Genomic DNA, 25,249 nt, shown 5'->3' on the forward strand with positions numbered 1-25,249 from the left:
CCGTTGCTGCGGTAACGGCGGCTATTGGTTCCGCTCTTACAGCGGGTCACTTTTGGAAAAGAGCCCGGAGTGCCGGCCCAGCCAAAAGTAACCAAAAGGGCTCTTGCCCCACCACTCGGCACCTCGCCCAGGCTCGGTGTGCCCGTCATCCGACATTGATTTGGGGGGCCGCCGCGATGGGCCATCCATGGCCCAGCGCGGCTAAACCGGCGTCCTGCCGGTTTACCCCCCAAATCAATATCGGATGACGGCCAGCGTGGTTTAACGGGGCGCCTCAGATCAAAAGCAAAGCGAGGCGGCCTGACAGCCGACCTGATCGTCGAAGCGTGTGCGTACCCCTGTGGGAGCTGGCTTGCCTGCGATGACGGTGCATCAGCCAATACATTTATCGACTGATACACCGCCATCGCAGGCAAGCCAGCTCCCACAGGGGGGAATGCAGCTTCGCGCCCCGGCTTTGCTGTTGCTGTTGCTCTGCTTTTGATCTGGCTTTTGATCTTGATCTCAGGCGCCCCGTTAAACCACGCTGGCCGCAGGCAGGTATTGCGCAGTGGGCACCCCGGCATGGATGCCGGGGTAGCCGCGACACGGCCATGGATGGCCGATCGCGGCGGGCCCACGGAGCAATGCCTGACTGCGGGCATGCCGAGCCTAGGCGAGGCACCGAGTGGTGGGGCAAGAGCGCTTTGCTTACTTTGGCGCTCTTCCAAAGTGAGCCGCCGTAAGGGCGGAACCCTAAGTGGCCGTGACCGCAGCAACGGATATGTACACAACCCCAGAAAAGAGCTGTGTAGATACCTATGCCGCGATGCCGCTGACCCACCGCCATCGCGGGCAAGCCCGCTCCCACCGCGACCCGGGCGAAGCAGAAAAACCCCTGCCACATCACACATCAAATGTGGAAGCTGCCTTATACCCACTCAAGGCTGGCAAGGATCGGTCCTGTTCAACAAATTCCCCGTCGAATACCACACACGCTGCGCCGCCGGCCCCAGGTCCAGCGCCACTGGCGCATCCGCACGCCCCTCCAGCAAGGTCGGATAGACCCCAGGTTTGAGCGGCGACTGACACACAATCGGCAACGACTGCACCGTGGTGAAATTCAAATCCACCGTAGACACCAATTGCGCCGCCGAAAACGGCGCCGGTGGCCCAGGCAGGGTGATGATTTCCTGGAAGTCCGGATCCTGGGCGATGTAGTGCGTCAGGTGCGCCTCATTACCCCGGCCAAACAGGGTGTACACCATCTGTTTGGGCCGCTCGATCCCCAGGTTGAACGGCCGGTAGATCACCACCGCCTCGACCGTCACCGGCACGTTGTCAAACAGCACCGGCCCCGGGGTGCCGCCGCCATCATTGGAGTAGCCGTCATAGATCGTCGCCTTGAACGCGGTCACTTCGCCGGCCTTGAGTTGGGGCAGGGTGAAGGTGTCGTTATCGACGTTGATCAGGTTATACGGCTTGCTCGGGTTGGCCGCGCGCAGGGCCTGGTACTTGGCCATTACGTCAGCCGGCAGGCTGGCCTGCAGGACGATCTGGTACATGTGCTTTTCCGTGGTGAACATCGGCATGTGCACCAGGAACAGGGTCTGCGATCCGACCATGAACATGCCGTGGTTGCCCGGTGCATCGGCATCGGCGCCGTTGTTCAGGGCGTGCAGTTCATGGGCCGAATGGGCAAAGGCCTGGGGGGCGAGGGCCATTGACAGGGTGAGCAGCAGGGTGGCGAGGGAGCGTTTCATGGTTGGCCGTCCTTGAGGGTTTCGAAGGCATGTACGCGTTTGATCAGGCTCGTTTGCCTGGCCGAATCGGCGTTGTTGAACAGGAACGAGAAGTCCGAGGCCAGGGTGGCGCTGCCGGCAATGGTCGCTTGCTGATGGCAGTCATTGCAGTTCATGCCCTGGACGTAGGTCTCCAGGGTGGTGTTGGCCACGGGTACGTTGCTGTCGCTGATAAAAGCACCGTAGGACAGGGGAACCTTCGCATTCGGGCCCGGCTCGGGGTCGGGCGGCGTCGGGGCGGTGATCCACAGTACATTGATCAGCTTGTAGTACTGGAACACCGACTGGCCGTTGGTCTGTTGGGCGAAGCTGGCCTGCACTGCGCCGTTGAGCGCCTGCATGTCCGACGACAGTGGGTGTTCGCGGGTGGTCTGCACCGGTTGGTCCCGTGGATAGGGTTCGGTGCATTCGCGATCCGGGTGGTGCTGTTTGCACTGGATGCGCGCCACGTTCGGCGTACACACATCGGGGCCGCCGGTGCAGTTGGGATTGTTGAAGGTGTAGCCGTCCGGGGGCAGCTGTTGCGCGGGCACCTGGCCCGGTTCCGGTACGTTGTCCACGTGCTCGAAGGTAGTCCAGATAAAGTTCGGTGAGCTCTGGGTCTTGTTGATGATATGCAGGCCCACCAGGCCCACCACCTGTTGGGTGCATTGCAGGGTGGCGGGGTTCTTGAGCCAGGCCACAGTGGTCAGGTAGCGCCCGTAGAGCTGGGGCTGGCCGGTGAGGATGCGCCAGGCGGCCTTGAGTTCCAGGGCGCCCAGTTGTTCCTGGGGTAGCGGGGTGGTGGGCATCGAGCGCATCAGCTCACCGGCGGGCAGCGACAGGCCGGCTGGGTGTTTGCCATCGCTGTTTTGCGCGACGATCAGTTGATTGGCGGCATCGTACAGACCGTTGTCGACGATGTAGTCGAACTCGGCCTTGCCGACCTTGCGTTCGAAATACACCAGGTTGCCGGTCTGGTCCGTGAGCCAGCCACCGGCGGCTTCCATGATCGGGTCGGGAATCGACGCCAGGGTGCCGCTGGACAAGTGGAAGCGATGCCTGGCGTTGGTCGCGCTTTCCGAGGTGGCATTCATGAATTTACGCGCCCCTACCGACAGGGCCTGGAGGCTGTCCTGGCTGCTGCAATTGGGCGGCACCAGGGTTTGCACCCCCCAACCGCTGGGCTTGGGTGCGCCGGGCAGGAAAATCTCATTGGCGTCTTTGTAGCTGGCCCATACCGGCGCCACGCTCATGGGCTGTCCGGCGGTGGTGGGCACGCCGAATTGCGCGACGGTGATGGTTCTGTCCGGCTCGCCCGCCAGGCTGGCATTGGCCGGCCAGCCGGGGTCCACCGGCCAGTTCAGGGCGATGAACAATTGCCAGCCAAAGCAATTCATAAAGCTCTGGCCGGTGGTGTTGAAGTTGTTGACCGGCATAAACCCGCCGCTCTTGGGGTTGAACACCAGTTGCTGCTGGACGCAGTTATCGGCATCGGACGCGTGGGCCAAGGGCAGGATAAACAGTGACAGCAGGGTGCTGACCAGCAGCAGACGACTCAAGCGAAACCTGGACATCATCGCGCTCCTTGCAGAAATGAGGGGGGCTTGTTGTGGCGAGGGGCTTGCACCCTCGCCACAGGGGGGGCTTAGGTGGATGGCACCAGCGCCAGCCCGGATTCCCACGGGTGGTCCGCCGCGCTGACGTTATCCGCCTCGCCCGGGTTGAGCGCGCGTACCGTCACCAGCCCCGGCGCCGCGTTCGCCGCGACGCTGATGGTCATGATGTAACCCTGGGTGCCGCCCGCGTTGGTCTGGCCGGGAATGGCCGAGGCGTCGGGCATGAACTTCGTGACCTGTGCCGTCACCCCGGGATTGCTGAACTGGATCCTCGCCGTGGCGGCGGTGGTCTGCAGATCGGCGCCTTGCACCACCAGGACAAACTGCCCGCTGCTGCCAGGGGCCAGCCAGGCCGGCAGGTCGGTAGGCGACTGGCCGTAGAACAGGTCCAGCGGCAATAACTGCACCGGCCAGGGTTGCAGGCCATTGACCCGGTCTTGTACGCAAGGAGACGGCGCCGCCGTGGTGCTCGGCATGACGGTCACACTCAGGCCCACCAGCAGTTGCTGGGCAATCACCCACACATAGTCCACGGCCTGGCCGTTGATGGTGATGTCATTGATCGAGAACCCCGCGCTTTGCGGCACCTCGAACACCGCCTGGAGGATCTGGTCGGAGCCGTTGATCGCCGATTTGGCGGTGCCGCGGGTAATGCGCCAGTACTGACTCACATCCTGGCCCTGCGGGCCTTTCCACGCGCTGAAGTTGGTCGGTTGCTGCAGGTACAGGGCGATGGGATTGGTCAGGGAGATACGGTTGCTGATGGCCGCCTCATTGGCCGCAAAACCGATATGCGGGTCGGAGTTGCGATAGTTCTGCCCATATTGCGCGCAGCAGATCAGCGACTGAGGGTTCTGGCTGCTTTTCAGGGGCCGCATGATCGTGGCCGCCGCCGCCAGGTACACCTCGGCGCTGAGGGTGTTGGGGCCGGACGTCAGGTGCATCGCGCCACCGAACTGGCCGGGCGTACAGGCGGTGCCGGCGTTCCATTTGTTGACAGTGTCGTAGGCGGGCAGGCCCGTGGTCGGGTCAATCACCGGATCCCCGGCATTGCCGGTCGGGCAGTTGGTGGCGTAGCGCAGGTAGAGGTCTTCGAGTTGGACGTTCGGGTCGATGTAGTCGCGATACAGCCCCAGCACGGCATTCGGGTCGATGCGCCACATGGCCAGGAAGTACGCCGGGTTTTCGCTGGTGAAGGTGATTTTGCGCATGTCGCCATTGGCATCGCGGACAATCGACCACTCGCAATACTCGTCCAGCCAGCCCCGTGGGCCCGAGGGTGAGAAGTCCTTGTACTTGCCGTTCCAGTCGATACTCGGGCAACGGGTCACCGGCAGTTGCAGCAGGGTGCCTTTTTTGTCCGGGTCGTACAGGGTGTACAGGGTGTCGTTGATGGTGATCTGGCCATTGTCGGTCAGTTCCATGACCTGTTGCAGGGTCATGGCCTTGCCGCCCAGTTGCGGAATCACCGCCGTGCCGTTGCTATAAAAAAACGTCCACAGCCGGTTGGGAAAGGGTTGCCAGGTAATCGCCGGCGGGGTGGTGTCGCCATAGCCCTCGACCAGCGGGTTGTAATAGCCCGAGCGTGGCGCGTCGTACAGGCCCGACCATGGGTTGCCGATGATCGCCGCTTCGGTCCAGCCGGTGACGTCGTTGTTCCAGTCGGTTTCAAATTGCGGCAACTGGTCTTCCAGGCCCAGCTTGTTGTAGTCCTTTGGCGCTTGCCCGGCGGGGGAGGTGAATTGCTTGAAGGGCGTGCTCATGTCAGATCTCCATGGGGGGTAGAAACGGAGCAGCAACCGGCACTCGGGGGAGGGTCGGCAACGGTCTGGCGCGGGTCGTCCCACACCAGTTGGGCGATAAAGCCAGGCAGCGGCGCATACTCTTGCGGCGCCAATACCCGGCCACTATCGAGATGGGTGACCAGCAGGCTCAACTGCAGCTCGTCCGTGGGGCCAAGGTGCAATGCCGTGACACTGCGCGCGGCATTCAGCGCGCGGCACACGCCATGGGGGATGCAGCGCCCCTTGTCATCCACCAGGCCCATGCCGATCCTGCTGAAGCGCCCGACGTAGTGCGGGTTCTCAGCGCTGACCTGCTGGGGCGTGGCGTCGGCCTGGTTGAGGAAAGCGTCGATCAGGTAGGTGTCGTGGGTGCAGCGCACATGGTCGAACACTACCCACGGGCCGCTGGCCTGGGCCTGCTCCTGGGCAGGCGCGGCACTGTGCGGGCAGCACGCTTTTGCGCTGGCGCGTCGTGCACCGAACGGCGGCGCCACCGGGGTGCCGTAGTCGTAGCCGATGTGCCGGCTGTCCTGGGCCATATCGCCCAGGGTGGTGTAGCGCCAGGCATCGGCACTGGTGAACGTGACCGTCTCGGCCTGGTTGCCGGCAAACGGCTGGAGCAGGCACTGGGTGGTGTACTGCGCCGCCGGGTTGGCGCGGATCCAGATCTCCAGCACGCGGTCGATATTGGCGTGGTAAGAGCAGAACAGTGGGTCAAACGCGGTGTAGGCGTTATCGGCCATATCGCCGCCGATCCAGCCGTGATAGTTGTCGTGGGGCTGCTCGTACAGGCCATCGAAATTCAGTGTGCGATTGGGATACAACTCGTCTTTTTGCGGCGGATCGAACTCGGTGATATTGGCCCAGGGATACCCCGGCACGCCCTGGGGCTGGCTGAAGGTCTTGAACGTCAAGGCATCCACCACCTGCTGCTGGAAAATCCGGCTCATGCCATACAACTGGGTGCGTTTGACGCGTTGTGAGTCGCCCTGGGTGTAGAACAGCGGGTTGCGTTGCACAAAGCGGCAATCCACGCCCTCGACATTGCCCGAGGCACACACCTTCGAGCGCCCATCCTTGGCCGCCGCATAGCGCAATGGGTTGGGCCGTACTTCGCCGCTGCGGGGATGCACATAGGTTTCATCGAGAAACGCCTGGGGCAAACCGGCCTGGGGGCTGCCATCGACACTGGCGTCTTCGGCCATCCAGTCCCAGTACGGGATCGGGTAGTCAATCAAGGCTTCCAGGTACAGCAGGTAAGCGCGATGCCACAGGGCAAAGGCCTCCTGATAATGCAGGCACCAGTTGCTGTGGATATAGGCATAGCGCTGCCACGGCGAGCCACTGTCCGGGTTGCCGATCTGCATCACGTCATCGAGCCGCGCGCGGTACAGGTCCAGTTGTTCCTGACTCAGCGCGCGGATGTCCTGGCGCACGCGCCTGACCGGGTGCGGCAGGTCTGGCGGTGGGATGCGCTCGGCGATATCGAACGGCGAAAAACTGTTCAGGCGCCAGCCCTGGTTGACCCACAACCGGAAGGTTTCCAGGGCGTCGATCGGCCAGAACTGCCGGTCATCCAGGGTCAGCGGCATGTTGCGTGAGGCTAGGTGCTGGTAGATGGTTTCGGACCAGGTCTTGACCGAATCGGGGTCTTCCAGGAACACGTCGTAGGCATTCATGCAACGCACCCACGAGCCTGCGACCTGGCCGCGCTCGGCGGGCGGTATCCAGTAAGGCGCGGTGAAAAGCCCTTGGATATCAGCGGTCCATGTCGGTTTCGCAACTATCATAAGATCCCTCTCACGCCGCCCCATGCTGGATCTTTCGGGGCTGCTAAGCTGGAATTGATAGTAACGGGCCACTGTGCAGTGATTTGTGCAAATTGGCCGCCCGTTACGGCGGATTCATTGCAGTTTTCTCAAGGAAGAAGTGGAAATAATGACAGACGCCATGGATTTGAAAATTCTCGGCAAATTGCAGAAGGATTGTACCCAGAGCCTGGACCTGCTCAGCGACAGCGTGGGGCTGTCCTCGACCAGTTGTTACCGGCGCATCCGGCGCCTGGAGAGCGCGGGGATCATCAAGGCGAAAGTCGCAGTGCTGGATGAAAAAAAGCTGGGGATCCAGGTCACGGCGTTCTTTTTGATCAAGCTCGACAAGGACAGCAACGACATTGATCGCAAGATGCAACACATCCTGGCCACCCGCCCGGAGATTCAGGACTGCTACCTGATGACCGGGGAGTTCGATTTTGTGATGGTGGCCAAGTTTCGCGATGCCACGGAGTACACCGAATATATCTATCGGTTTCTCGACACTTACCGCGATATTCCGATTCGCACTTATTCGTCGACGCTGGTGGTGCGTACGGTGAAGAAGTCTTATGAACTGCCGCTGCAGGGTGTGCAGCATTTGCCTCCGGATCTGTAGACGCGCGGTTTGTGGCATAGGTATCTACACAACTCTTTCGTGGTTCTTTGGGGTTGTGTACATATCCGTTGCTGCGGTTACGGCCACTTAGGGTTCCGCCCTTACGGCGGCTCACTTTGAAGAGCGCCAAAGTAAGCAAAACGCTCTTGCCCCACCACTCGGTGCCTCGCCTAGGCTCGGCATGCCCGCAGTCAGGCATTGCTCCGTGGGCCCGCCGCGATCGGCCATCCCTGGCCGTGTCGCGGCTACCCCGGCATCCATGCCGGGGTGCCCACTGCGCAATGCCTGCCTGCGGCCAGCGTGGTTTAACGGGGCGCCTGAGATCAAGATCAAAAGCAGAGCAACAGCAAAGCCAGAGCGCGAAGCTGCATTCCCCTGTGGGAGCTGGCTTGTCGGGTCGCCGCATCGCTGCGATGGCGGTTCATCAGCCAATACATTTATCGACTGATACACCGTCATCGCAGGCAAGCCAGCTCCCACAGGGGTACGCGTACGCTTCGACGATCAGGTCGGCTGTCAGGCCGCCTCGCTTTGCTTGTGATTTTGATCTTAGGCGCCCCGTTAAACCACGCTGGCCGTCATCCGATATTGATTTGGGGGGTAACCCGGCAGGACGCCGGGTTAGCCGCGCTGGGCCATGGATGGCCCATCGCGGCGGCCCCCCAAATCAATGTCGGATGACGGGCACACCGAGCCTGGGCGAGGTGCCGAGTGGTGGGGCAAGAGCCCTTTTGGTTACTTTTGGCTGGGCCGGCACTCCGGGCTCTTTTCCAAAAGTGACCCGCTGTAAGAGCGGAACCAATAGCCGCCATGACCGCAGCAACGGATATGTACACAACCCCAAAGAACCACCAAAGAGCTGTGTAGCGACCTACGCCCATCGCGAACAAGCCCTCTCCCACATTGGGTTGCTGACGACGCCCGACAATCAGCCCTGCGGAATGAAGCTTTTATGACAAAAGTTCGGTAGTCCCCCCGTCCCTCCGTCTTGCCTATGTAACGCGCTCAAGCACGCGAAACAGGCCAGGAGTGGGGCGGATGGGAACTATGGAACGCTACTCGAAAGTAGGCATGCAAGAACTCGATCAGCGCCTGTCGAAGATCGTCGAAGCCGCCCGCAAGAAGCCGGTGTCGGTCTATCGCTATGGCGCGCCCTGGGTCTGGATCGTGTCCCAGGAGGACTGGCAAGGCGCTTTGAAAGAGGTGTCCAGCTATATACCTGCCGGTCACTCCCTGGTGTTGCTGCGCCCGCAGATCGACGAGGTGCTGGAGCAGCACCACGACTTGCTGCAGGCCCTGAATGCCGAGCCTGGCATGCTTATCGCCCCGCGCACGGTGCTGCAGATTCTGCTGCTGCAACTGCTCTATTCGGTGCCCAGCGAACAGCAACTGCACGAGCAACTCAACTACAACCTGCTGTTCCGCTGGTTCGTCGGCCTCGACCTGACCCAGCGGGTGTGGGGCATCCACGTTCTGCAGCGCGATATCGCCACGCTCCTGGGCAACCCACGGGCGGTGCAGTTGATCCAGAAAATCATCGGTGAAGTGTTCTGTGGCGCCTTGCTGCACATGCCGGAGTTCTCCTTGAACTTCGCGCTGCTGCATACCTGGCTGGCACGGCATGCCAATACCTCGACATCCAGCAATTGAGTCGGCCGAACGTGGTGCCAACAACCGTGAAGGCCAGCCATTCGAGTAATCCAGGGGGCGGTGTGACGCATCTGTTCAAATCAACGCTGGCGCTGTGCTGGCTGACACTGGCGCTGCCGGTGTCAGCCGATGAGCCAGGTGGCGCGTCCGAGGCCGCGGTGCGGCGGGTGGACGTCAATGAGTACTTTGTGCGCGGCAATACGGTGCTCGACGCTCGGGCGATCGAAGAGGCGGTGTACCCGTTCCTGGGCCCGCAAAAAACCTTGAGCGATATCGAAGGCGCCCGCGATGCCTTGCAGAAGATCTACCAGGCGCGCGGTTATCAGTCGGTGTTTGTCGAGTTGCCCGAGCAGAAGGTCGATGACGGCATCGTCTACCTGCAAGTCAGCGAGACCAAGGTCGGCCGAGTGCGGGTGGTGGGGGCCAAGCACTATTCGCCGGTAGAGATCCGCGAAGAAGTTTCGGCGCTGAAGGAGGGGGCGGTGCCGGATTTTGCCACGGTGCAGACCCAGCTCGCCGGCCTCAATCGCGGGGCAGGGCGCCAGGTCACGCCGCTGGTGCGCGAGGGCCAGCGCCCCGGCACCATGGATGTGGACCTGCAAGTGGAGGACCAGAACCCTTGGCACGCCAGCCTCGGCCTGAACAACGACTACAGCGCCGACACCGAGAAGCTGCGCAGTGTCGCGACCCTGGGCTACGACAACCTCTGGCAACTGGGCCACAGCGTGTCCTTGACCTTCTTTACTGCGCCCCAGGACAGCGAAAACGCCAAGGTCTGGTCCGGCGCCTACAGCGCGCCGCTCAACGAGCGCTGGACCGTGCAGTTCTCCGGTTATCAGTCCGACAGCAATATCGCCACCATCGGCGGCAGCAACGTGCTGGGCAAGGGTCACTCCTACGGCGTCTCGGCGATCTACAACCTGCCGGCCAGTGGTGTCTGGGCCAACTCGTTATCGGTGGGGGTGGACTTCAAGGACTTCGAGGAGCAGATGCAGTTCGGCGCCAGCCGCGACCAGATCCCGCTCAAGTACGCGCCGCTGACCTTCGGCTACAACGGCTACCGCTACACCGAGCAGGCGCAGCTGGGCCTGGGCCTGAACCTGGTGGTCGGCACCCGTGCGTTTTTTGGCTACGGCAGCGACGCCGAAGAATTCCAGTACAAACGCGACCAGGCCAGCCCCAGCTTTGCCGTGCTCAAGGGCGACCTGAATTACACCTACACCTTCACCGGCGACTGGCAGTCGGCGACCAAGACCGCGTTCCAACTGGCGTCTGGCCCGCTGGTCTCCAACGAGCAGTATTCGGCCGGTGGCGCCACGTCGATCCGTGGCTACCTGGCCGCTGAACGCACCGGGGATGAGGGCTACTTGCTCTCCCAGGAATTGCGTACGCCATCCCTGGCCAAGTTCCTCGGCAGCTATGTGCAGGAGTGGCGCTTCTACGCGTTTGCCGAAGGCGCGCGCCTGCGCCTGCATGACCCGCTGCCCGAGCAGGAAGACGAATACAGCCTGGCCAGCGTCGGCCTCGGCACCCGTGCCAGTTTGAGCAAGTGGTTGTCCGGCAGCCTGGATTGGGGCTACCCGCTGCTCGATGGACCGAACACCCAGAAACAGGACTCGCGACTGCACTTCAGTGTGCAGGCGACTTTCTGACCCTTTTTTCCGGAGAACCCTTCACATGCAACGCCTATTTCTGAGCCTGTTGATCTGCCTGGGCTTCGTGCTCCCGGCCACCGCCCAAGCCTGGTGGCAGGACGACTGGCACTACCGTAAACAGATCTCGCTGGACACCACCCCCCAAGGCGCCGCGATCAATCAGGCGCTGGGCCGTACTGCCTTGCTGGTGCGCTTGCACACCGGCAACTTCACCTTCGACGGGGTCAAGGAAGACGGCGCCGACCTGCGTTTTGTCAGCGCCGACGACAAGACCGTGTTCAATCACCAGATCGAGAGCTTCGACCCGCTGATGGGCATGGCGTTGATCTGGGTCGATGTGCCCAAGATCGAGGGCGGCCAGCGTCAGGACCTGTGGATGTACTACGGCAACGACAAGGCCCCGGCGACCGGCAACGGCCAACTGACGTTCGATCCGAGCTACACCGCGCTCTACCATTTCGAGGGCGCCAACGGCACGCCGGCCCGTGACACCACGGCCTATGGCAACACCGCGCTGAACGCCACCGGTGCGAGCATCGACGGCGTGATCGGGCGGGCCTTGCAGTTCAGCGGCCAGCCGTTGCTGTTGCCGGCCAGTCCGTCGTTGCAACACACCGCCAGCGGCGCCTTTACTTTCAGTGCCTGGCTGCGCCTGGACCAGGCCGCCGGTGAGCAAGTGGTGCTGGCCCGCCGTGAAGGCAGCAGCAGCCTGGTGCTGGGCCTGAACCAGGGCATGCCGTTTGTCGAGATCGACGGCCAGCGTGCGGTATCGACCCAGCCGCTGAACCCCGGCCAATGGCAACACCTGGCCTTTACGGCCGCTGGCAACGCCGTGACCCTGTATGTCAACGGCCGCGAAACCGCGACCCTGGCGCTGGCGATGCCGGCGTTCAATTCCCAGCTGGCCATTGGCGCCGACCTGCCGGAGTCCACCGGCGGCCTGCTGCCCTTTGCCGGGGCGATGGATGAGCTGCGCCTGTCCAAAGTCGCACGCCCGGCGGGGGCGTTGTTGGCCGATGCCAGCGCCCAGGGTTCTGAGTCGAAACTGCTGGCCTATGGCGTGGATGAAGAACAGTCGGGCTTTGGTTTCGGCAGCCTGGGCTTTTTGCTCAAGGCCGTGCCTATCGACGCCTGGGTGATCATCCTGGTGCTGGTGGCGATGATGGTCCAGTCGTGGGTCATCATGCTCCGCAAGAACCGCATGGTCAGCCGCGTCAGCAGTGCCAACGAGATCTTCCGCGAGCAGTTCGCGCAGATCGGCACCCGCCTGGAGATGTACTACGACGACCAGATCCTGGCCGAGCGCCTCAGCCACTCGTCGTTATGGCGCCTGTACCGCGTCGCCGTCCAGGAAATCCGCACCCGCCGCGCCCAGGGCGCCGACACCAGCTCGGTCTCGGCAGCCACCATCGAAGCCATCCGTTGCTCCATGGACGGCGTGCGCACCCGGGAAAACCAGCAGCTCAGCGCCAAGCTCTCGACCCTGTCCAACGCCATTGCCGGCGGCCCGTATATCGGCCTGCTCGGTACGGTGCTGGGGATCATGGTGGTGTTCCTCGGCACGGCCATGGCCGGCGACGTGAACATCAATGCGATCGCCCCGGGCATGGCTGCTGCGTTGCTGGCCACCGCCATGGGCCTGTTTGTCGCGATCCCCGCACTGTTTGGCTACAACCGCCTGATCACCCGCAACAAGGAGGTCAGTGCCGACATGCGGGTGTTCGTCGATGAGTTCATCACCCGCCTGGCCGAGATGCACGGCGAGAGCCAGTCCAGCGAAGCCGCGCATCGGCGCGCCCAGCCAGCCCACGTACCGGCCTGAGGAGAATCAGCATGGCTTCTGTGAATGCCTCCCACGACGATGACGAAGACGCCGCCGTCGACAGCATCAACATCACGCCCCTGGTGGACGTGCTGATGGTGGTGCTGGTGATGTTTATCCTCACCGCCACGGCCCAGGTCTCGGGGATCCAGATCCACTTGCCCAAGGCCAGCGCCTCGGTGTCGTTGTCCGAGGCCAAGACCAAGGCGATTTCGGTGAATGACGGCGGCCAGGTATTCCTCGACGCCTACCCGGTAACCCTGGGGGAACTGGAAGAACGCCTGCGCATCGAGAAGGCCCTGAACCCGGAGTTTCCGGTGATTGTGCGCGGCGATGCCACGGTGCAGTACCAGAAGGTCATCGAGGTGCTTGATTTGCTGCGCCGCCTGGAGCTGTCCCAGGTCGGCCTGGTCACTGGCAAACCATCATGACCGCACAGATGCCGATCCCACCCACGCCCGTGAAGAAGTCGCCGCTGCGCCCGCTGAAGTGGGGCGCCGGCCTGCTGGTGGGCGCCGTGGCCGCGTGGTTCCTGTGGCAGTGGGCCAATGACATGAGCGGCGTGCGCCGCGAAGCGCCCAAGGTGCCGATGATTATCCCGTTGCCGCCACCACCGCCGCCGCCCCCGGAACCGCCCAAGGAGCCCGAGCCCCAGGTCGAGGAAAAGATCCCCGAGCCTGAGCCCACACCTGCGCCGGAGGAGATCAAGCCGGAGCAAGAGGCACCCCCGAGTCCCGCCGACGACCTGGCCAACCCGATGCAGATCGACGGTGATGCCCAGGCCGGTAACGACGGTTTCAACGTGGGGGCCGGCAAGGGCGGCGGCATGGCCGGCTCCGGTGGGGGCGGCCTGGGCACGGGCACGTTCAAGCAGTACCTGGCCGGGGTGTTCCAGCGCCTGCTGCGCGAAGACCCGGAGTTGCGCAAGAAGGCCTATGCGGTGCAGGCCGACCTGTGGCTGAGCGGCGATGGCGAGGTCACGCGTGTAGAGCTGGCCCAGTCCAGCGGCGATGCCGACACCGACGCCCAGGTACTGGCGGCACTGCGGGCCACGCCCCGTTTGAAAGAACGCACACCGGCCTCCCTGACGTTGCCGGTGCGCCTGTCCCTCAAGGGCCGACGCCCGGAGTGAGCCAACCTTTTTTGCAGTTTTCTACAGGAGTTGTGTGCAGATGATTTCCCACGTGAATCGAGTGACCCTGGCGGTCGGCATGGTCATCGCGACCCTGGTTGGCCAGGCAACGGCCGCCCCGGCCGGGCCTTCGGAAAACGCCACGATCAACCTGATCCGCCTGCTGGTGCAGCAAGGTGTGCTCAAGCAGGAACAGGCCGAGGGGCTGATCGCCCAGGCCGAGAAAGAGGCGGTGCAGGCGCGCCAGACCGCAGTGGCCGCCACCGGGCCTGCGGCGGCCCCTGGGGATGTGCGGGTGCAGTACGTGCCGGCCGCCGTGCGTGATCAGATCCGCGACCAGGTCAAGGCCGAAGTCATGGCCACTGCCAAGCAGGAAAACTGGGCCCAGCCCAACACCTTCCCGGATTGGGTCTCGCGTATCAGCTTCGATGGCGATATCCGCCTGCGTGACGAGTCGCGGTTCTTCTCTGGCAACAACAGCAACGAAATCGTCGATTACGCCAAGCTCAACGAGAACGGTCCCTACGACGTCAACAAAGACACCAACACCCGCCTGCCGCCATTGCTCAACACCCGTGAAGACCGCGAGAACCTGTTCCGCCTACGCGCACGCCTGGGGATGAAGGCGATCATTTCGCCGGAATGGACCGCAGGCATCCGCATCGGCACCGGCTCCGACAACAACCCGGTGTCCACCACCCAGACCCTGGGCGGCGGCTTTGGCAAGAAAGATATCTGGCTCGACCAGGGCTACCTGACCTGGAAGGCCACCCAGGACCTGACCCTGACGGGCGGGCGGATCGCCAACCCGTTCTATTCCACCGACCTGATGTACTCCAGCGACCTCAACTTTGACGGCGTGGCGGCGATCTTCAACCACAGCCTCAACAACGAATGGGGCCTGTTCGGCACGCTGGGCGCGTTCCCGGTGGAGTACACCTCCGACACCGCCAGCAGCAACGGTTTCGACAAGGAAGACAGCGACACCAAATGGCTGTTCGGCGGGCAGATCGGCGCCAACTGGAAGATCAACCGCAGCAACAGCCTCAAGGGCGCATTGGCCTACTACCGCTTCGACGACATCGAAGGCCAGCGCTCCAGCCCTTGCTCGCCATGGGCCGGCGCGCCGGGCTGCGACACCGACGGCTCGCGCGTGGCCTTTATGCAAAAGGGCAACAGCGTGTTCCTGCTGCGCAATATCAACGCCAACCCGGCAACCCCGGGCCAGACCCCGCAACCGCAATACGTGGGCCTGGCCTCCAAGTTCGATGTGCTGGACCTGAACCTGGTGTGGGACAGCGAACTGCCTCAAGACTTCAGGCTGCGCAGCCAGGCCAACTTCATTCACAACCTAGCCTACGACAAGGGCGAAATGCTCAAGCGCAGCGAAGGCGAGATCGTCAACAACATCAACAGCAAGGGCCAGTTTGAAAGTGGCGGCAATGCGCTGATGGTGCAGTTCACCCTCGGCAGCGCCCTGGAGATGAAAAAGGCCGGCGACTGGAACCTGTTGGCTGGCTACAAGTACATCCAGCCGGATGCCTTGCCGGACGGCTTCAACGACTCGTCCTTCCACCTCGGCGGCACCAACGCCAAGGGCTACTTCATTGGCGGCAACTACGGCATCGACAAGAACATCTACGCCAGCGCCCGTTGGCTGAGCGCCTCAGAGGTGTATGGCGCGCCGTTTGAAGTCGATGTGATGCAACTGGAACTGAATACGCGCTTCTGACGCGCCGGGAGATACCCATGAACATGCGAATTTGCGGACTGGTCCTGGCCCTGGTCGCCACCGGCGCCTCGGCCGAAGGCATGGAGGAGCGCCTGCGCACCCAGTTGCGCAGCACCACCGCGCAGCTGCAGGCACTGCAAAGCGAACAGGCCCAGGCCGCCGCTGCACGGATTGCCGCCGAAAACCAGGCCAAGCAGGCCCAGGTGCAGATCAAGCAGTTGAGCCTGGAGCTGGACAAGGCCCGAGGCGTGGCCGAGCAACTGGCCGGCCAGCAGCAGAGCCTGCACAGCCAGGCCCAGGCGCAAGTGGCGGCGAGTGCCGAGCAGAGCGGCAAGTTCAAGAAGGCGTATGACGACCTGCTGGTGCTGGCCCGTGGCAAAGAAACCGAGCGCGCGCGCCTGCAGGCGCAACTGGCTGAACGTGACACACAAGTGCAGCAATGTTCAGCCAAGAATCAACAGATGTATGGCGTGGCCCAAGCGTTGCTCGCGGCCTACGAAAAAATCGACGTGGCCGAGGTCATGAGCATTCGCCAACCGTTCGCCAGCGGCGCGCGGGTCAAGTTCGAAGAACTGGCCCAGGGTTTTGGCGATGGCCTGTACAACAGCCGTTTCGATGCGCCCCAGGCGGCGCTTAATCACTGATCAACCAAGGAAGAAGTTAACCATGAGCGAATTGATGAGCAGCGTGACCCCCCAGCGCCTGACCGAGTTGCTGCAAGAGGCCGGCTACCGGGTCAACCAGAGCGAGCAGAACGGCATCGTGCAACTGCTCAGCGCCAGCCAGGGCATCGGTTTTGCCGTGCGCTTCGGCAACCCGGCGGCGGAGCAGGGCGCCTATGTGGATTTCACCTACAGTTGCGCGCTGCGGGTCCAGGGCGAGTTGCCCGCAGGCCTGGCCCCGGTCTGGAACACCTCGCGGCGCTTTGCCCGGCTGTCCGTGCAGGGGGAGTTCCTGCTGATGGAGATGGACGTGATGGTGGCTGGCGTCGGTGCCCTGTACCTGCGCAGCCAATTGGAGTTGTGGGATCGGCTGTTGCAGGAATTTATCGTCTACCTGCGTGAATACAGCCAGACCGCCGCTCACCTGCATGCCCAGGGTGTACCTGAGGTTGAAACCCGCGAAGAGGCGTCGGCGCTGTGAAAAAACCAACCCTGGTGGTAGCTGCGCTGGCCCTGTTGGGGGTGGCGGTGGGCTTGGGCCTGCGCTCGGGCAGCGACCCGGTCGCGGCCCAGCAACCGGCCCCGGTGATCGGCGCAGAGGGCCCGGCGGTGGCACGCCTGGGCAATCAACAGGTGGCCGTGCCGGAACTGCAGGCATTGCTGGCCACCTTACCGGCCGAATCGCGCGAGCAGTTGCGCGCCAATCGGGGTGCCCTGGAAACCTGGATCCGCTCGCGCCTGGCGCAAAAGGCCGTGCTCGAACAGGCCGATGCCCAGGGTTGGCGGCAACGCCCGGACGTCGAGCAACAGACCCGCGCCGCCACCGAGCAGATCGTGTTTCGCGACTACCTGCTGTCGGTCAGCCAGGTGCCGGCCGACTACCCCAGCGCCGCCGAGTTGCAGCAGGCCTATGACAGCGGCAAGGCCCAGTGGATGACACCGCCGCTGTACCGGGTCAGCCAGATCTTCCTCGCCGTGGACGACCCGCAAAATGCCGAGGCCGTGCGGCGCCAGGCCCAGGAACTGAGCCGCCGGGCCCAGGCGGCCCCGGCGGAGTTTGCCGGGCTGGCCAGCCAGTACTCCCAGGACGCCGGCAGCGCCGGGCGCGGCGGTGATTCGGGCCTGCAACCCTTGCAGCAACTGGTACCAGAGGTGCGCAACGTGGTCGCGCGGCTCAAGCCGGGTGCGGTATCGGATGCGGTGCACAGCGCGGCGGGGTTCCATGTGCTCAAGTTGACCGAGCACCAACCGGCGCGCACCGCCAGCCTCGAAGAACTGCGCCCACGCCTGACCGAGGCCCTGCGCGCCCAGCGCCAGGAGCAGATCGCCAAGGCCTATCTGGAGGGCATGCTCAACACCGCGACCTTGAGCATCGACGGGGCGCAACTGAACAAAGTACTGGAATAAACAGGCTGTACGCATGGATGCACAGACCCAATAAGACAGGGAGTTCCCCCCATGGACTATCTAGAACCTGCAGCACCCCACGGCATGACGCCTTACCGCGCGCCCGGCGAACCCCGGGAAGCCTGGCTGGCCCTGGCTGCGGGCATCGACCCGGAGGTGGCGCGCTACTTCCTGATCAGCGCCCGCTGCGGCTGTTTCATGCAGGCGGCCCGCAGCCTGAACATCAAGGCCACATTGCTGCGCAAACGCCTGGCGTTACTGGAAGCACAGATGCGCCGTTCACTGTTCAGCTACCAGGGCAATGTCCTGGCGCTGAGCCGTGACGGCCTGCAGCTCCAGGCGCGGCTGGTGACCCTGGCCAATGAACGGCGGGTGCCGGTGCAGGAACAACCGTTGATTCGGCTGGCAGTGGCCGAGACCATCCTGCATGACATCCTCGGGCGCGACCTGATCTCCCTGCTGCGCCGCAATGCCAGTGTGCGCCTGGAGATTGTCTGTATCGACAGTCCGCAGGCCGTGCAGACAGTGGAAGCCGACGTGGTGCTGTGGCTGGCGGGCGTCGACTCGCCGCAGCCGGGGCCGGGCTTTGCGACCCACCCGCCGCAGGCACTGGCCTGCCTGGATTACCTGCCGCATATCGCCAAACGCTACTCACGCCTGGCCGCACGCCCGGACAGTGTGGATGACTTGGCGGACTACATGCTGGTGCAATGGCAGCCTGACGGCTTGGTCGAGGCATTGGCGCCGTGGAACCGGGTGGTGCAACAGCGCTTGGCGGGGGTGGTGCAGGTGCAGGCGTATCCGCTGATGCTGGAGATGATCCGCTGCAGCGCGTGCATTGGCTTGCTGCCGCGTTACATGAGTTGTTTCGACCGGGGCTTGATGGCGTTGCCGGGCTTGTTTGCCCAGGATATGCAGCGCCAGGTGTGGATGGCGGTCAATGCCGCGGCGGCGCACCCACAGGAGGTGCAGATGATTGTGGCAATGGTGGTCAACACCTTTGAGGAGCGGCGGGAGTGGTTTGGCTGACGCCGCTCAATGGCGCGAACAATAAAAAGGGCAAGCGTTAATAAGCGCAGCCCTTTTTACAAATGGGATATTCCAGCGATAGACAGACTTGGGCGCTCATAGTGTTATTGAGTCTTGTATTGCACCGTACCTTGTTGCGAGGCGCCTTCGAACTTCGCGACGCCGATAATTCTTTTACGCTGTTGCGTGTCCGCAGAATTGACCGCAAAAAACTTGAAAGAAATTTCTAATGAAGGCTCGGCTGTCAATGAAACAGAGATAACCTCCATCTTGTCCTCATCGTTGTTGTCAGCGTACCAGCTATTCTGATTCTGCCCTGGGTTGTACCAGGCACCTACAAGGGTATCCCTGTTCATTTCGTATGTGCCCGGCTTGATGTGGTCCGGGAAAGTAAAGAAAATCCCCTCTTTCAAGATACCTTCAACCGGACCGCCGGCAATAATGGATGAACTATAAAGGTTAAGTGAAACAGACTCGGCGGTGTAGGCGCGGCCATCAATGTCCGCTGTTAAATGGCCGGTTGTATTGTGCGGTTGGGGGGTTGGCATTAGTGAATCCTCAGAGTTGATTTAAACCGTTCGTAGAGGCTTTACGGTTAATTAATAACTTGAGGAGTACCAGGGATCTACTGTCACTATTAACAGTAAATCGTTTCAGTGGTCTGGTGTCGTTCCGGGCGCGTGTATCCCGGGTCGGTCCCTAGGCGACTACAGGCTGAATGTGCAACCCACCCTCGACATCCTTGACCAACCCGCTGGCCAGCAACAACGGCAGCAGACGCTTGTGCAACTGCGGTTCGACAAACTCCTTTACCGTGTCCAACGCCAGCTCGCCGTGACCCGGCAGTTCCGCCTTGGTGTACGACAGCCAGGCTTTCTTCAGCATCTGCAACACATCGCTGCCAGCGGTCAGCGCAAAGCGGCGGTGGGTTACCTGGCCCTGGAAGTCGAAGCTGTGCTGATACTCGTAGCCTTTCTCGTCACCCGCGCTGGCCACGCAGCGCGTGCAGGTGCAAGGGCCATCACCAAAAGCCGCCTGCAGGTAGCTATTGAAGTCCACCACGGGTTTGAGCGACAGGCGCTTGTCCACTTCGAACAGGTCGCCGGTCATTTTTGCGTCGTTACTCAAGGTGCATTTCCTCGCAGGTCTACAGCTGGTTTTTCAAAGCGCGGCATCATACCAGCACGATCCGTACTCATCGCGGGGTTTTCAAGAAGCGTTGCGCATGATCAGGATCGGGCAGCAGGCAGCTGTCGTACCGGCCAAAAAGCCGATAGCGGTTACGTGCGATGCGGTCATAGGCCCAGTCACGAAGTACCCGTGGCAGTACCCGCAGCAACTGTAGCGGCCGCCAGGCCATGGGCAGCAGGGCGATGATCTGCAGGACTGCGTTGGAGCGGACCCAGTAGTGCTGGTCGCGAATCACCGCCAGGGTGTCGAATTGATCCAGGGGCAAGCCGGCCCAGGCGAGCAGTGCCTGGCCTTCGGGCGACTGGACGGCCGCCAGGCGAATACGCCGGTGGCGGTCATGGCGGATCAGGAACCTGACCCAGCCATTGCACAGTTTGCAGACCCCGTCGAACAGCACCACCGTCTCGCCCTGGCTGAGCAAGGGGGCGGGAGTGGGGCGGGTAAAGGCGCCGGGCATAAGGGTGGGTCCAATGAGGCTCTGGAGCCTCGGATCATACCGGCGAGCCCGCACTGATGATACACGGGCCGGAAAACGCGATGCTGTTCAGTTGGTAAGCACAAATAAAGTGTGGCGAGCGGGCTTGCCCGCGTTGGACTGCGCAGCAGTCCCATTTTTAGGGCCGCTACGCGACCCAGCGCGAGCAAGCCCGCTCGCCACAGGGATGCCGTTCGTGCATGAGGTGCTCCTACACGGGGCTATGGCCCAAGCGGTCCTTGATCCAGTCATACAGGTTATTGCCCTCGCTCGACAGCTCGCTGGTGGCTCGGCGGCACAGGTAATACTGGCGACCGTCATCCACCTGCAGGTCAAACAATTGCACCAGCTCACCCGTAGCCACCAGTGGCGCCACCAACGGCGCGCGCAGCAGCGAGCAGCCCAGGCCGGTGCGGGTGGCGACCAGGGTCAACTGGCCGTCCTCCAGCAGCAGGCCGTTGTGTGTGTTGCTGTGGCTGATCGCGGCGGCATCGAACCATTGGCCCCAGGTACCACGCTCTTCGTCGTGCAGCAGGGGCAGTTCGCTGAGGGCCTGGGGGCTGTCGATAGGGCCGTGGCGCTGGAGGAATTCGCGGCTGCAGAACGGCGTGACCGCGCCGCTGATCAGGGGCTCGCTGTGATAACCCGGCCAGTGCCCGGTGCCGAAGCGGATCGACAGGTCGGCGGCATCGCTGGGGTAGCTGCGGTGGTTGGCGTAGGTGATGTTGATATCCAGCGCCGGGTTGGCGCTCAAAAACTGCGCCAGGCTCGGGATGAACAGGTTGGTCGCGAACATCGGGATCAGGCTGATGGTGACCTGGCGTGTCGCGCTTTTCTCGCGCACGTGTTCGGTGGCGCTGCGCAGTACCGCGAATGCCGAGCGAATCGCCCGGTAGTACTCGCGGCCTTCTTCGGTCAGGCCCAGGTTGCGGCCTTGGCGCATCGTCAGCGGCTGTTGCAGGAAGCTCTCGAGCAAGTGCAACTGATGGCTGACAGCCGAGGGCGACACCCCCAGCTCGCGGGCGGCGGCATTGACACCACCGTGGCGGGCAAAGGCCTCGAAAGTACGCACGGCCCGTAGAGGCGGATCGTTGGCTAACTGTTCTAAATTATTCATGTATTGAATTAAATACTAAGTAAAAAGATAAATAAAGCGCAAAAAGGTCCCGTGTATAGGGGCTTTTGTAGTTGGTATAACCATATTCCCTTCAGATATTTGATAAAAACAGAATAAATAACTAGTGTTCCGCGCTCGGGCTTTTTAGTCGGCGCGCCTTGGCCACGACGTTTTTTGTAAAGGGAGTTGATGGTTCTCATGGATGCGTTTATCCAGCAACTGCTTAACGGCTTGCTGTCGGGCAGTCTCTACGCGTTGGTCGCCTTGGGTTACACCATGGTCTACGGCATTTTGCGCATCATCAACTTTGCCCATGGCGATGTGTTGATGATCGGCGCACTGGTGGGCCTGTCGGTGATCCGCGTGCTGCAGGCAGCCTGGCCGGATATGCCGCCGGTGCTGTTGCTGCTGACGGCGGCGATGATCGCCATGGCCTTTTGTGCGGTGCTGGCGGTGGTGATCGAGCGTGTTGCCTATCGGCGCTTGCGCAACGCGCCGCGCCTGGCACCGTTGATCAGTGGTATCGGCGTGTCGCTGTTGTTGCAGACCGTGGCGATGCTGGTCTGGACCCGTAACCCGCAGATGTTCCCGCAATTGCTGCCCCTGGAACCTATCGAAGTACTCGCTGGCGATGCCACCCACGCTGCCGTGACCAATGCCACCGCATTGACCACCATTGGCGTGGCGTTAAGCCTGATGCTCGGGTTGTTGCTGTTGGTAGAGCGCACGCGCTTTGGCCGGGCCATGCGCGCCGTGGCCGAGAACCCGCAAGTGGCGAGCCTGATGGGCATCAACCCGAACCGCATCATCGTCATGACCTTCGCCATCGGCGGCGCCCTGGCCGCGCTGGCGGGCATCATGATGGCCAGCAACTATGGCAGCGCGCATTTCTACATGGGCTTTTTGCCCGGGATCAAAGCGTTTACCGCGGCGGTGCTGGGCGGCATCGGCAACCTCAAGGGCGCGATGCTCGGCGGCCTGCTGCTGGGGCTGATCGAAGCCCTCGGCACCGGCTACCTGGGGGCTGCCACCAACGGTGTGTTCGGCAGCAACTACCAGGACGTGTTCGCGTTTATCGTGTTGATCGCGGTGCTGGTGTTGCGGCCCCAGGGGTTGTTGGGCGAACGATTGGCGACCCGCGCATGAGCCTGGCAACCGCTGTGAGCCCTTCGAGCAAACGCGCCAGCCTGGGGCTGCTGCTGTTCGCCCTGGCCCTGGTCTTGGCCCCCTGGATTGTCGGGCATGCCGGCGGCAATACCTGGGTGCGCACCCTGGACTTTGCCCTGCTGTACATCATGTTGGCCCTGGGCCTGAATATCGTGGTGGGTTATGCCGGTTTGCTGGACATGGGCTTTATCGCCTTCTACGCGGTGGGCGCCTACCTGGCGGCCTTGCTGTCATCGCCCCATCTGGTGCAACAGTTCCCGGCCTTGCTGGCGCTGCTGCCGGAGGGCATGCACACCTCGATCTGGCTGATCTTGCCGCTGGCCGCGCTGCTGGCGGCCGGGTTCGGCGTGATTCTGGGGGCGCCGACCCTGCGCCTGCGCGGCGACTACCTGGCCATCGTCACCCTGGGGTTTGGCGAAATCATCCGCATCCTGCTGCGCAACCTCGACCGCCCGGTGAACCTCACCAATGGCCCCAAGGGCATCGCCCAGGTCGACCCGGTGACGCTACTGGGGGTCAACCTGGGGCGTACCCAGGAACTGTTCGGCCTGCGCTTGCCCTCGGTCTACCTCTATTACTACCTGTTCGCCGCGCTGGTGGTGCTGATCCTGTTTGCCTGCATTCGCCTTGAGCGCTCGCGCATCGGCCGCGCCTGGATGGCGATCCGCGAGGATGAAGAGGCGGCCCAGGCCATGGGCCTCAATACCTTGCGCCTGAAGCTGCTGGCATTTGCCATCGGCGCGGCGTTCGGCGGTATCAGCGGGGCGCTGTTTGCCTCGTTCCAGGGCTTTGTTTCACCGGAATCCTTCACCCTCAACGAGTCCATCGCCGTGCTGGCCATGGTGGTGCTCGGCGGCATGGGGCATATCCCCGGGGTGATTCTGGGCTGCGTGTTGCTCGCAGCCCTGCCCGAAGCGTTACGCGCCAGCATGGGCCCCTTGCAGCAGGCGCTGTTTGGCCAGGTGCTGGTGGACCCGGAGATTATCCGCCAGCTGTTTTACGGCCTGGCGCTGATTCTGGCGATGCTGTATCGACCCGCCGGCCTCTGGCCGAGCCGCACAGGAGGTGCACCTTGAATCATCCGTTATTGCAGATCGAGAAGGTCAATAAACAGTTTGGCGGCGTGGCTGCGCTCGATGACGTGAGCCTGAGTATCGAGGCCGGGGAAATCTACGGCCTGATCGGGCCCAATGGCGCCGGCAAGACCACCTTCTTTAATGTGATGACGGGGCTGTACACCCCGGATTCCGGGCGCTTTCAACTCGACGGCCAGGAGTACCAGCCCACGGCGGTGCACCAGGTGGCCCGCGCCGGCATTGCGCGTACGTTCCAGAATATCCGCCTGTTCAACGCCATGAGCGCCTTGGAAAACGTCATGGTCGGGCGCCATGTGCGCACCCATAACGGCGTGTGGGCGGCCTTGAGCGGGCACTCGCGTGGGCGCGAGGAAGAGGCGCAGACCCGCGCCCATGCCCATCGCCTGCTGGCTTATGTCGGCCTCGCCGGGTTTGCCCACTACCGCGCCGACAGCCTGTCCTACGGCCATCAGCGGCGCCTGGAAATTGCCCGCGCCCTGGCCACCGAGCCGCGCCTGCTGGCCCTCGACGAGCCGGCTGCCGGGATGAATGCCAGCGAGAAAGTGCAGCTGCGCAGCCTGCTGGAAAAGATCCGCGACGACGGCCACACCCTGCTGCTGATTGAGCATGACGTGAAGCTGGTAATGGGCGTGTGCGACCGCATCAGCGTGCTGGACTACGGCCGCGTGATCGCCGTGGGCGCGCCTGCCGAAGTGCGCCGCCACCCGCAAGTGATCCAGGCTTACCTGGGAGCCGGCGCCCATGTCTGAAGCGTTGTTGCAGATTGACGGCCTGAAGGTGCGCTACGGCGCCATCGAGGCGGTCAAGTCCCTGGACCTGCATATCAATGAAGGCGAACGGGTGACGCTGATCGGTGCCAATGGCGCCGGCAAAAGCTCCAGCCTCAAGGCCCTGACCGGGTTGCTGCCGGCCGCTGCGGGGCAGATCCGCTTTGCCGGGCGCTCGATCCTCAGCCTGGCGCCCCATGAGCGCCTGACCCTGGGCATCGCCATGGTGCCCGAAGGGCGCGGCATTTTTGCGCGCATGAGCGTGCTGGAAAACCTCCAGGCCGGGGCGTTCCTGCGCCGCGACCCGCACCAGGTGAACCTGGAAATCCGCCAGTTGTTCGAGCACTTCCCGCGTCTGGAAGAACGCTTGCAGCAATCGGCCGGCTTGCTCTCCGGGGGCGAGCAGCAGATGCTCGCCCTGGCCCGTGCGCTGCTGTCCAAGCCGCGGTTGCTGGTGCTCGACGAGCCATCCATGGGCCTGGCGCCGATCATGGTCGAAAAGCTGTTCCAGGTGATTGATGATGTCTGCCGCCAGGGCATGACCCTGCTGCTGGTAGAGCAGAATGCGCGCCTTGCGCTGCAAGTGACTGACCGCGCCTACGTGATGGACACCGGGCGCATCAGCCTCAGTGGCGCCAGCGCGCAATTGCTCGACCACCCCGAGGTGCGCAGTGCCTACCTCGGTGAATAACCCCATAACAAACGCCACCGGACGCCCGGCGTGTTTCGCCCACCCCACAGGCCATGAGGGCC

23 protein-coding genes are annotated in these 25,249 nt (G+C 62.9%); 15 read left to right on the top strand and 8 right to left on the bottom strand.

Going from position 1 to position 25,249, the window contains the following annotated elements; all coding sequences use genetic code 11:
- Positions 1-920: 920 nt before the first annotated feature.
- The 4 genes from PSH73_RS09900 to PSH73_RS09915 all read right to left on the bottom strand — a co-directional run bounded on the left by PSH73_RS09900 (position 921) and on the right by PSH73_RS09915 (position 6,953).
- The gene (locus tag PSH73_RS09900; RefSeq protein ID WP_120732569.1) at positions 921-1,742 is read right to left on the bottom strand and encodes a hypothetical protein; all 822 of its coding nucleotides are present in this window, start codon (positions 1,740-1,742) and stop codon (positions 921-923) included.
- The gene (locus PSH73_RS09905) at positions 1,739-3,337 is read right to left on the bottom strand and encodes a hypothetical protein (protein WP_057438714.1); all 1,599 of its coding nucleotides are present in this window, start codon (positions 3,335-3,337) and stop codon (positions 1,739-1,741) included. Before PSH73_RS09905 ends, PSH73_RS09900 begins: the two co-directional genes overlap by 4 nt.
- Positions 3,338-3,408: 71 nt before the next feature.
- A complete protein-coding gene (locus PSH73_RS09910; RefSeq protein WP_057959146.1) occupies positions 3,409-5,142 on the bottom strand; it encodes a hypothetical protein in 1,734 nt (577 codons plus the stop codon).
- Entirely contained in the window at positions 5,139-6,953 is a 1,815-nt protein-coding gene (locus tag PSH73_RS09915; protein ID WP_198818365.1) for a tyrosinase family protein, read from the bottom strand. Before PSH73_RS09915 ends, PSH73_RS09910 begins: the two co-directional genes overlap by 4 nt.
- A 160-nt stretch (positions 6,954-7,113) precedes the next feature.
- On the opposite strand from PSH73_RS09915, the gene PSH73_RS09920 reads away from it, so the two are divergent.
- From PSH73_RS09920 to PSH73_RS09970, 11 genes are all read left to right on the top strand, one after another.
- The gene (locus tag PSH73_RS09920; RefSeq protein ID WP_057959148.1) at positions 7,114-7,593 is read left to right on the top strand and encodes an Lrp/AsnC family transcriptional regulator; all 480 of its coding nucleotides are present in this window, start codon (positions 7,114-7,116) and stop codon (positions 7,591-7,593) included.
- A 1,047-nt stretch (positions 7,594-8,640) separates the two neighbouring features.
- Positions 8,641-9,243 (top strand): transposase, encoded by a 603-nt coding sequence (locus PSH73_RS09925; protein ID WP_057438711.1) that lies wholly within the window; start codon positions 8,641-8,643, stop codon positions 9,241-9,243.
- 62 nt (positions 9,244-9,305) lie between these two features.
- Complete coding sequence (locus PSH73_RS09930; protein WP_057438710.1) at positions 9,306-10,895, top strand: ShlB/FhaC/HecB family hemolysin secretion/activation protein; 1,590 nt, start codon at positions 9,306-9,308, stop codon at positions 10,893-10,895.
- 25 nt (positions 10,896-10,920) lie between these two features.
- Positions 10,921-12,720, top strand: a complete 1,800-nt coding sequence (locus PSH73_RS09935; RefSeq protein ID WP_057438709.1) for a DUF2341 domain-containing protein — start codon at positions 10,921-10,923, stop codon at positions 12,718-12,720.
- An 11-nt stretch (positions 12,721-12,731) separates the two neighbouring features.
- Positions 12,732-13,151 carry a biopolymer transporter ExbD gene (locus tag PSH73_RS09940; RefSeq protein WP_057438708.1) on the top strand — a complete coding sequence of 140 codons (420 nt, stop codon included), beginning with the start codon at positions 12,732-12,734 and terminating at the stop codon, positions 13,149-13,151.
- Entirely contained in the window at positions 13,148-13,852 is a 705-nt protein-coding gene (locus tag PSH73_RS09945; RefSeq protein WP_169990487.1) for an energy transducer TonB, read from the top strand. Before PSH73_RS09940 ends, PSH73_RS09945 begins: the two co-directional genes overlap by 4 nt.
- A 40-nt stretch (positions 13,853-13,892) precedes the next feature.
- Positions 13,893-15,584, top strand: coding sequence for a putative porin (locus PSH73_RS09950; protein WP_198792311.1), 1,692 nt, complete (start codon positions 13,893-13,895; stop codon positions 15,582-15,584).
- A 17-nt stretch (positions 15,585-15,601) separates the two neighbouring features.
- Positions 15,602-16,228: a DNA repair protein gene (locus PSH73_RS09955; protein WP_198792310.1), complete on the top strand. Its 627-nt coding sequence runs from the start codon at positions 15,602-15,604 to the stop codon at positions 16,226-16,228.
- Positions 16,229-16,250: 22 nt separating this feature from the next.
- Complete coding sequence (locus PSH73_RS09960) at positions 16,251-16,727, top strand: YbjN domain-containing protein (protein ID WP_120732572.1); 477 nt, start codon at positions 16,251-16,253, stop codon at positions 16,725-16,727.
- Positions 16,724-17,653 carry a peptidylprolyl isomerase gene (locus tag PSH73_RS09965; RefSeq protein WP_200660183.1) on the top strand — a complete coding sequence of 310 codons (930 nt, stop codon included), beginning with the start codon at positions 16,724-16,726 and terminating at the stop codon, positions 17,651-17,653. Before PSH73_RS09960 ends, PSH73_RS09965 begins: the two co-directional genes overlap by 4 nt.
- 51 nt (positions 17,654-17,704) lie before the next feature.
- Positions 17,705-18,682, top strand: coding sequence for a LysR family transcriptional regulator (locus PSH73_RS09970; RefSeq protein ID WP_057959890.1), 978 nt, complete (start codon positions 17,705-17,707; stop codon positions 18,680-18,682).
- 104 nt (positions 18,683-18,786) lie between these two features.
- Here PSH73_RS09970 and PSH73_RS09975 read toward each other — a convergent pair whose 3' ends face one another.
- The 4 genes from PSH73_RS09975 to PSH73_RS09990 all read right to left on the bottom strand — a co-directional run bounded on the left by PSH73_RS09975 (position 18,787) and on the right by PSH73_RS09990 (position 21,465).
- The gene (locus tag PSH73_RS09975) at positions 18,787-19,230 is read right to left on the bottom strand and encodes a hypothetical protein (RefSeq protein WP_186626123.1); all 444 of its coding nucleotides are present in this window, start codon (positions 19,228-19,230) and stop codon (positions 18,787-18,789) included.
- A gap of 151 nt (positions 19,231-19,381) precedes the next feature.
- The gene (locus tag PSH73_RS09980; protein WP_057959888.1) at positions 19,382-19,810 is read right to left on the bottom strand and encodes a hypothetical protein; all 429 of its coding nucleotides are present in this window, start codon (positions 19,808-19,810) and stop codon (positions 19,382-19,384) included.
- A gap of 67 nt (positions 19,811-19,877) precedes the next feature.
- Entirely contained in the window at positions 19,878-20,330 is a 453-nt protein-coding gene (locus PSH73_RS09985) for a thiol-disulfide oxidoreductase DCC family protein (RefSeq protein WP_057959884.1), read from the bottom strand.
- Between the two features lie 229 nt (positions 20,331-20,559).
- Positions 20,560-21,465, bottom strand: a complete 906-nt coding sequence (locus tag PSH73_RS09990) for a LysR substrate-binding domain-containing protein (RefSeq protein ID WP_057959883.1) — start codon at positions 21,463-21,465, stop codon at positions 20,560-20,562.
- Positions 21,466-21,663: 198 nt separating this feature from the next.
- Between PSH73_RS09990 and PSH73_RS09995 the strand changes: the two genes are divergently transcribed.
- From PSH73_RS09995 to PSH73_RS10010, 4 genes are read left to right on the top strand one after another with little or no spacing between them, the layout of a single operon-like run.
- Positions 21,664-22,611: a branched-chain amino acid ABC transporter permease gene (locus PSH73_RS09995; RefSeq protein WP_057438696.1), complete on the top strand. Its 948-nt coding sequence runs from the start codon at positions 21,664-21,666 to the stop codon at positions 22,609-22,611.
- Positions 22,608-23,708, top strand: a complete 1,101-nt coding sequence (locus PSH73_RS10000; protein ID WP_057438695.1) for an ABC transporter ATP-binding protein — start codon at positions 22,608-22,610, stop codon at positions 23,706-23,708. Before PSH73_RS09995 ends, PSH73_RS10000 begins: the two co-directional genes overlap by 4 nt.
- On the top strand, positions 23,705-24,478 hold the full coding sequence (locus tag PSH73_RS10005) for an ABC transporter ATP-binding protein (protein WP_029292970.1): 774 nt from the start codon (positions 23,705-23,707) through the stop codon (positions 24,476-24,478). Before PSH73_RS10000 ends, PSH73_RS10005 begins: the two co-directional genes overlap by 4 nt.
- Positions 24,471-25,187, top strand: a complete 717-nt coding sequence (locus tag PSH73_RS10010) for an ABC transporter ATP-binding protein (protein WP_057438694.1) — start codon at positions 24,471-24,473, stop codon at positions 25,185-25,187. Before PSH73_RS10005 ends, PSH73_RS10010 begins: the two co-directional genes overlap by 8 nt.
- Positions 25,188-25,249 lie beyond the last annotated feature (62 nt).

Source organism: Pseudomonas sp. FP2294, from assembly GCF_030687625.1.
In the GTDB taxonomy this organism is placed as follows: domain Bacteria; phylum Pseudomonadota; class Gammaproteobacteria; order Pseudomonadales; family Pseudomonadaceae; genus Aquipseudomonas; species Aquipseudomonas shahriarae.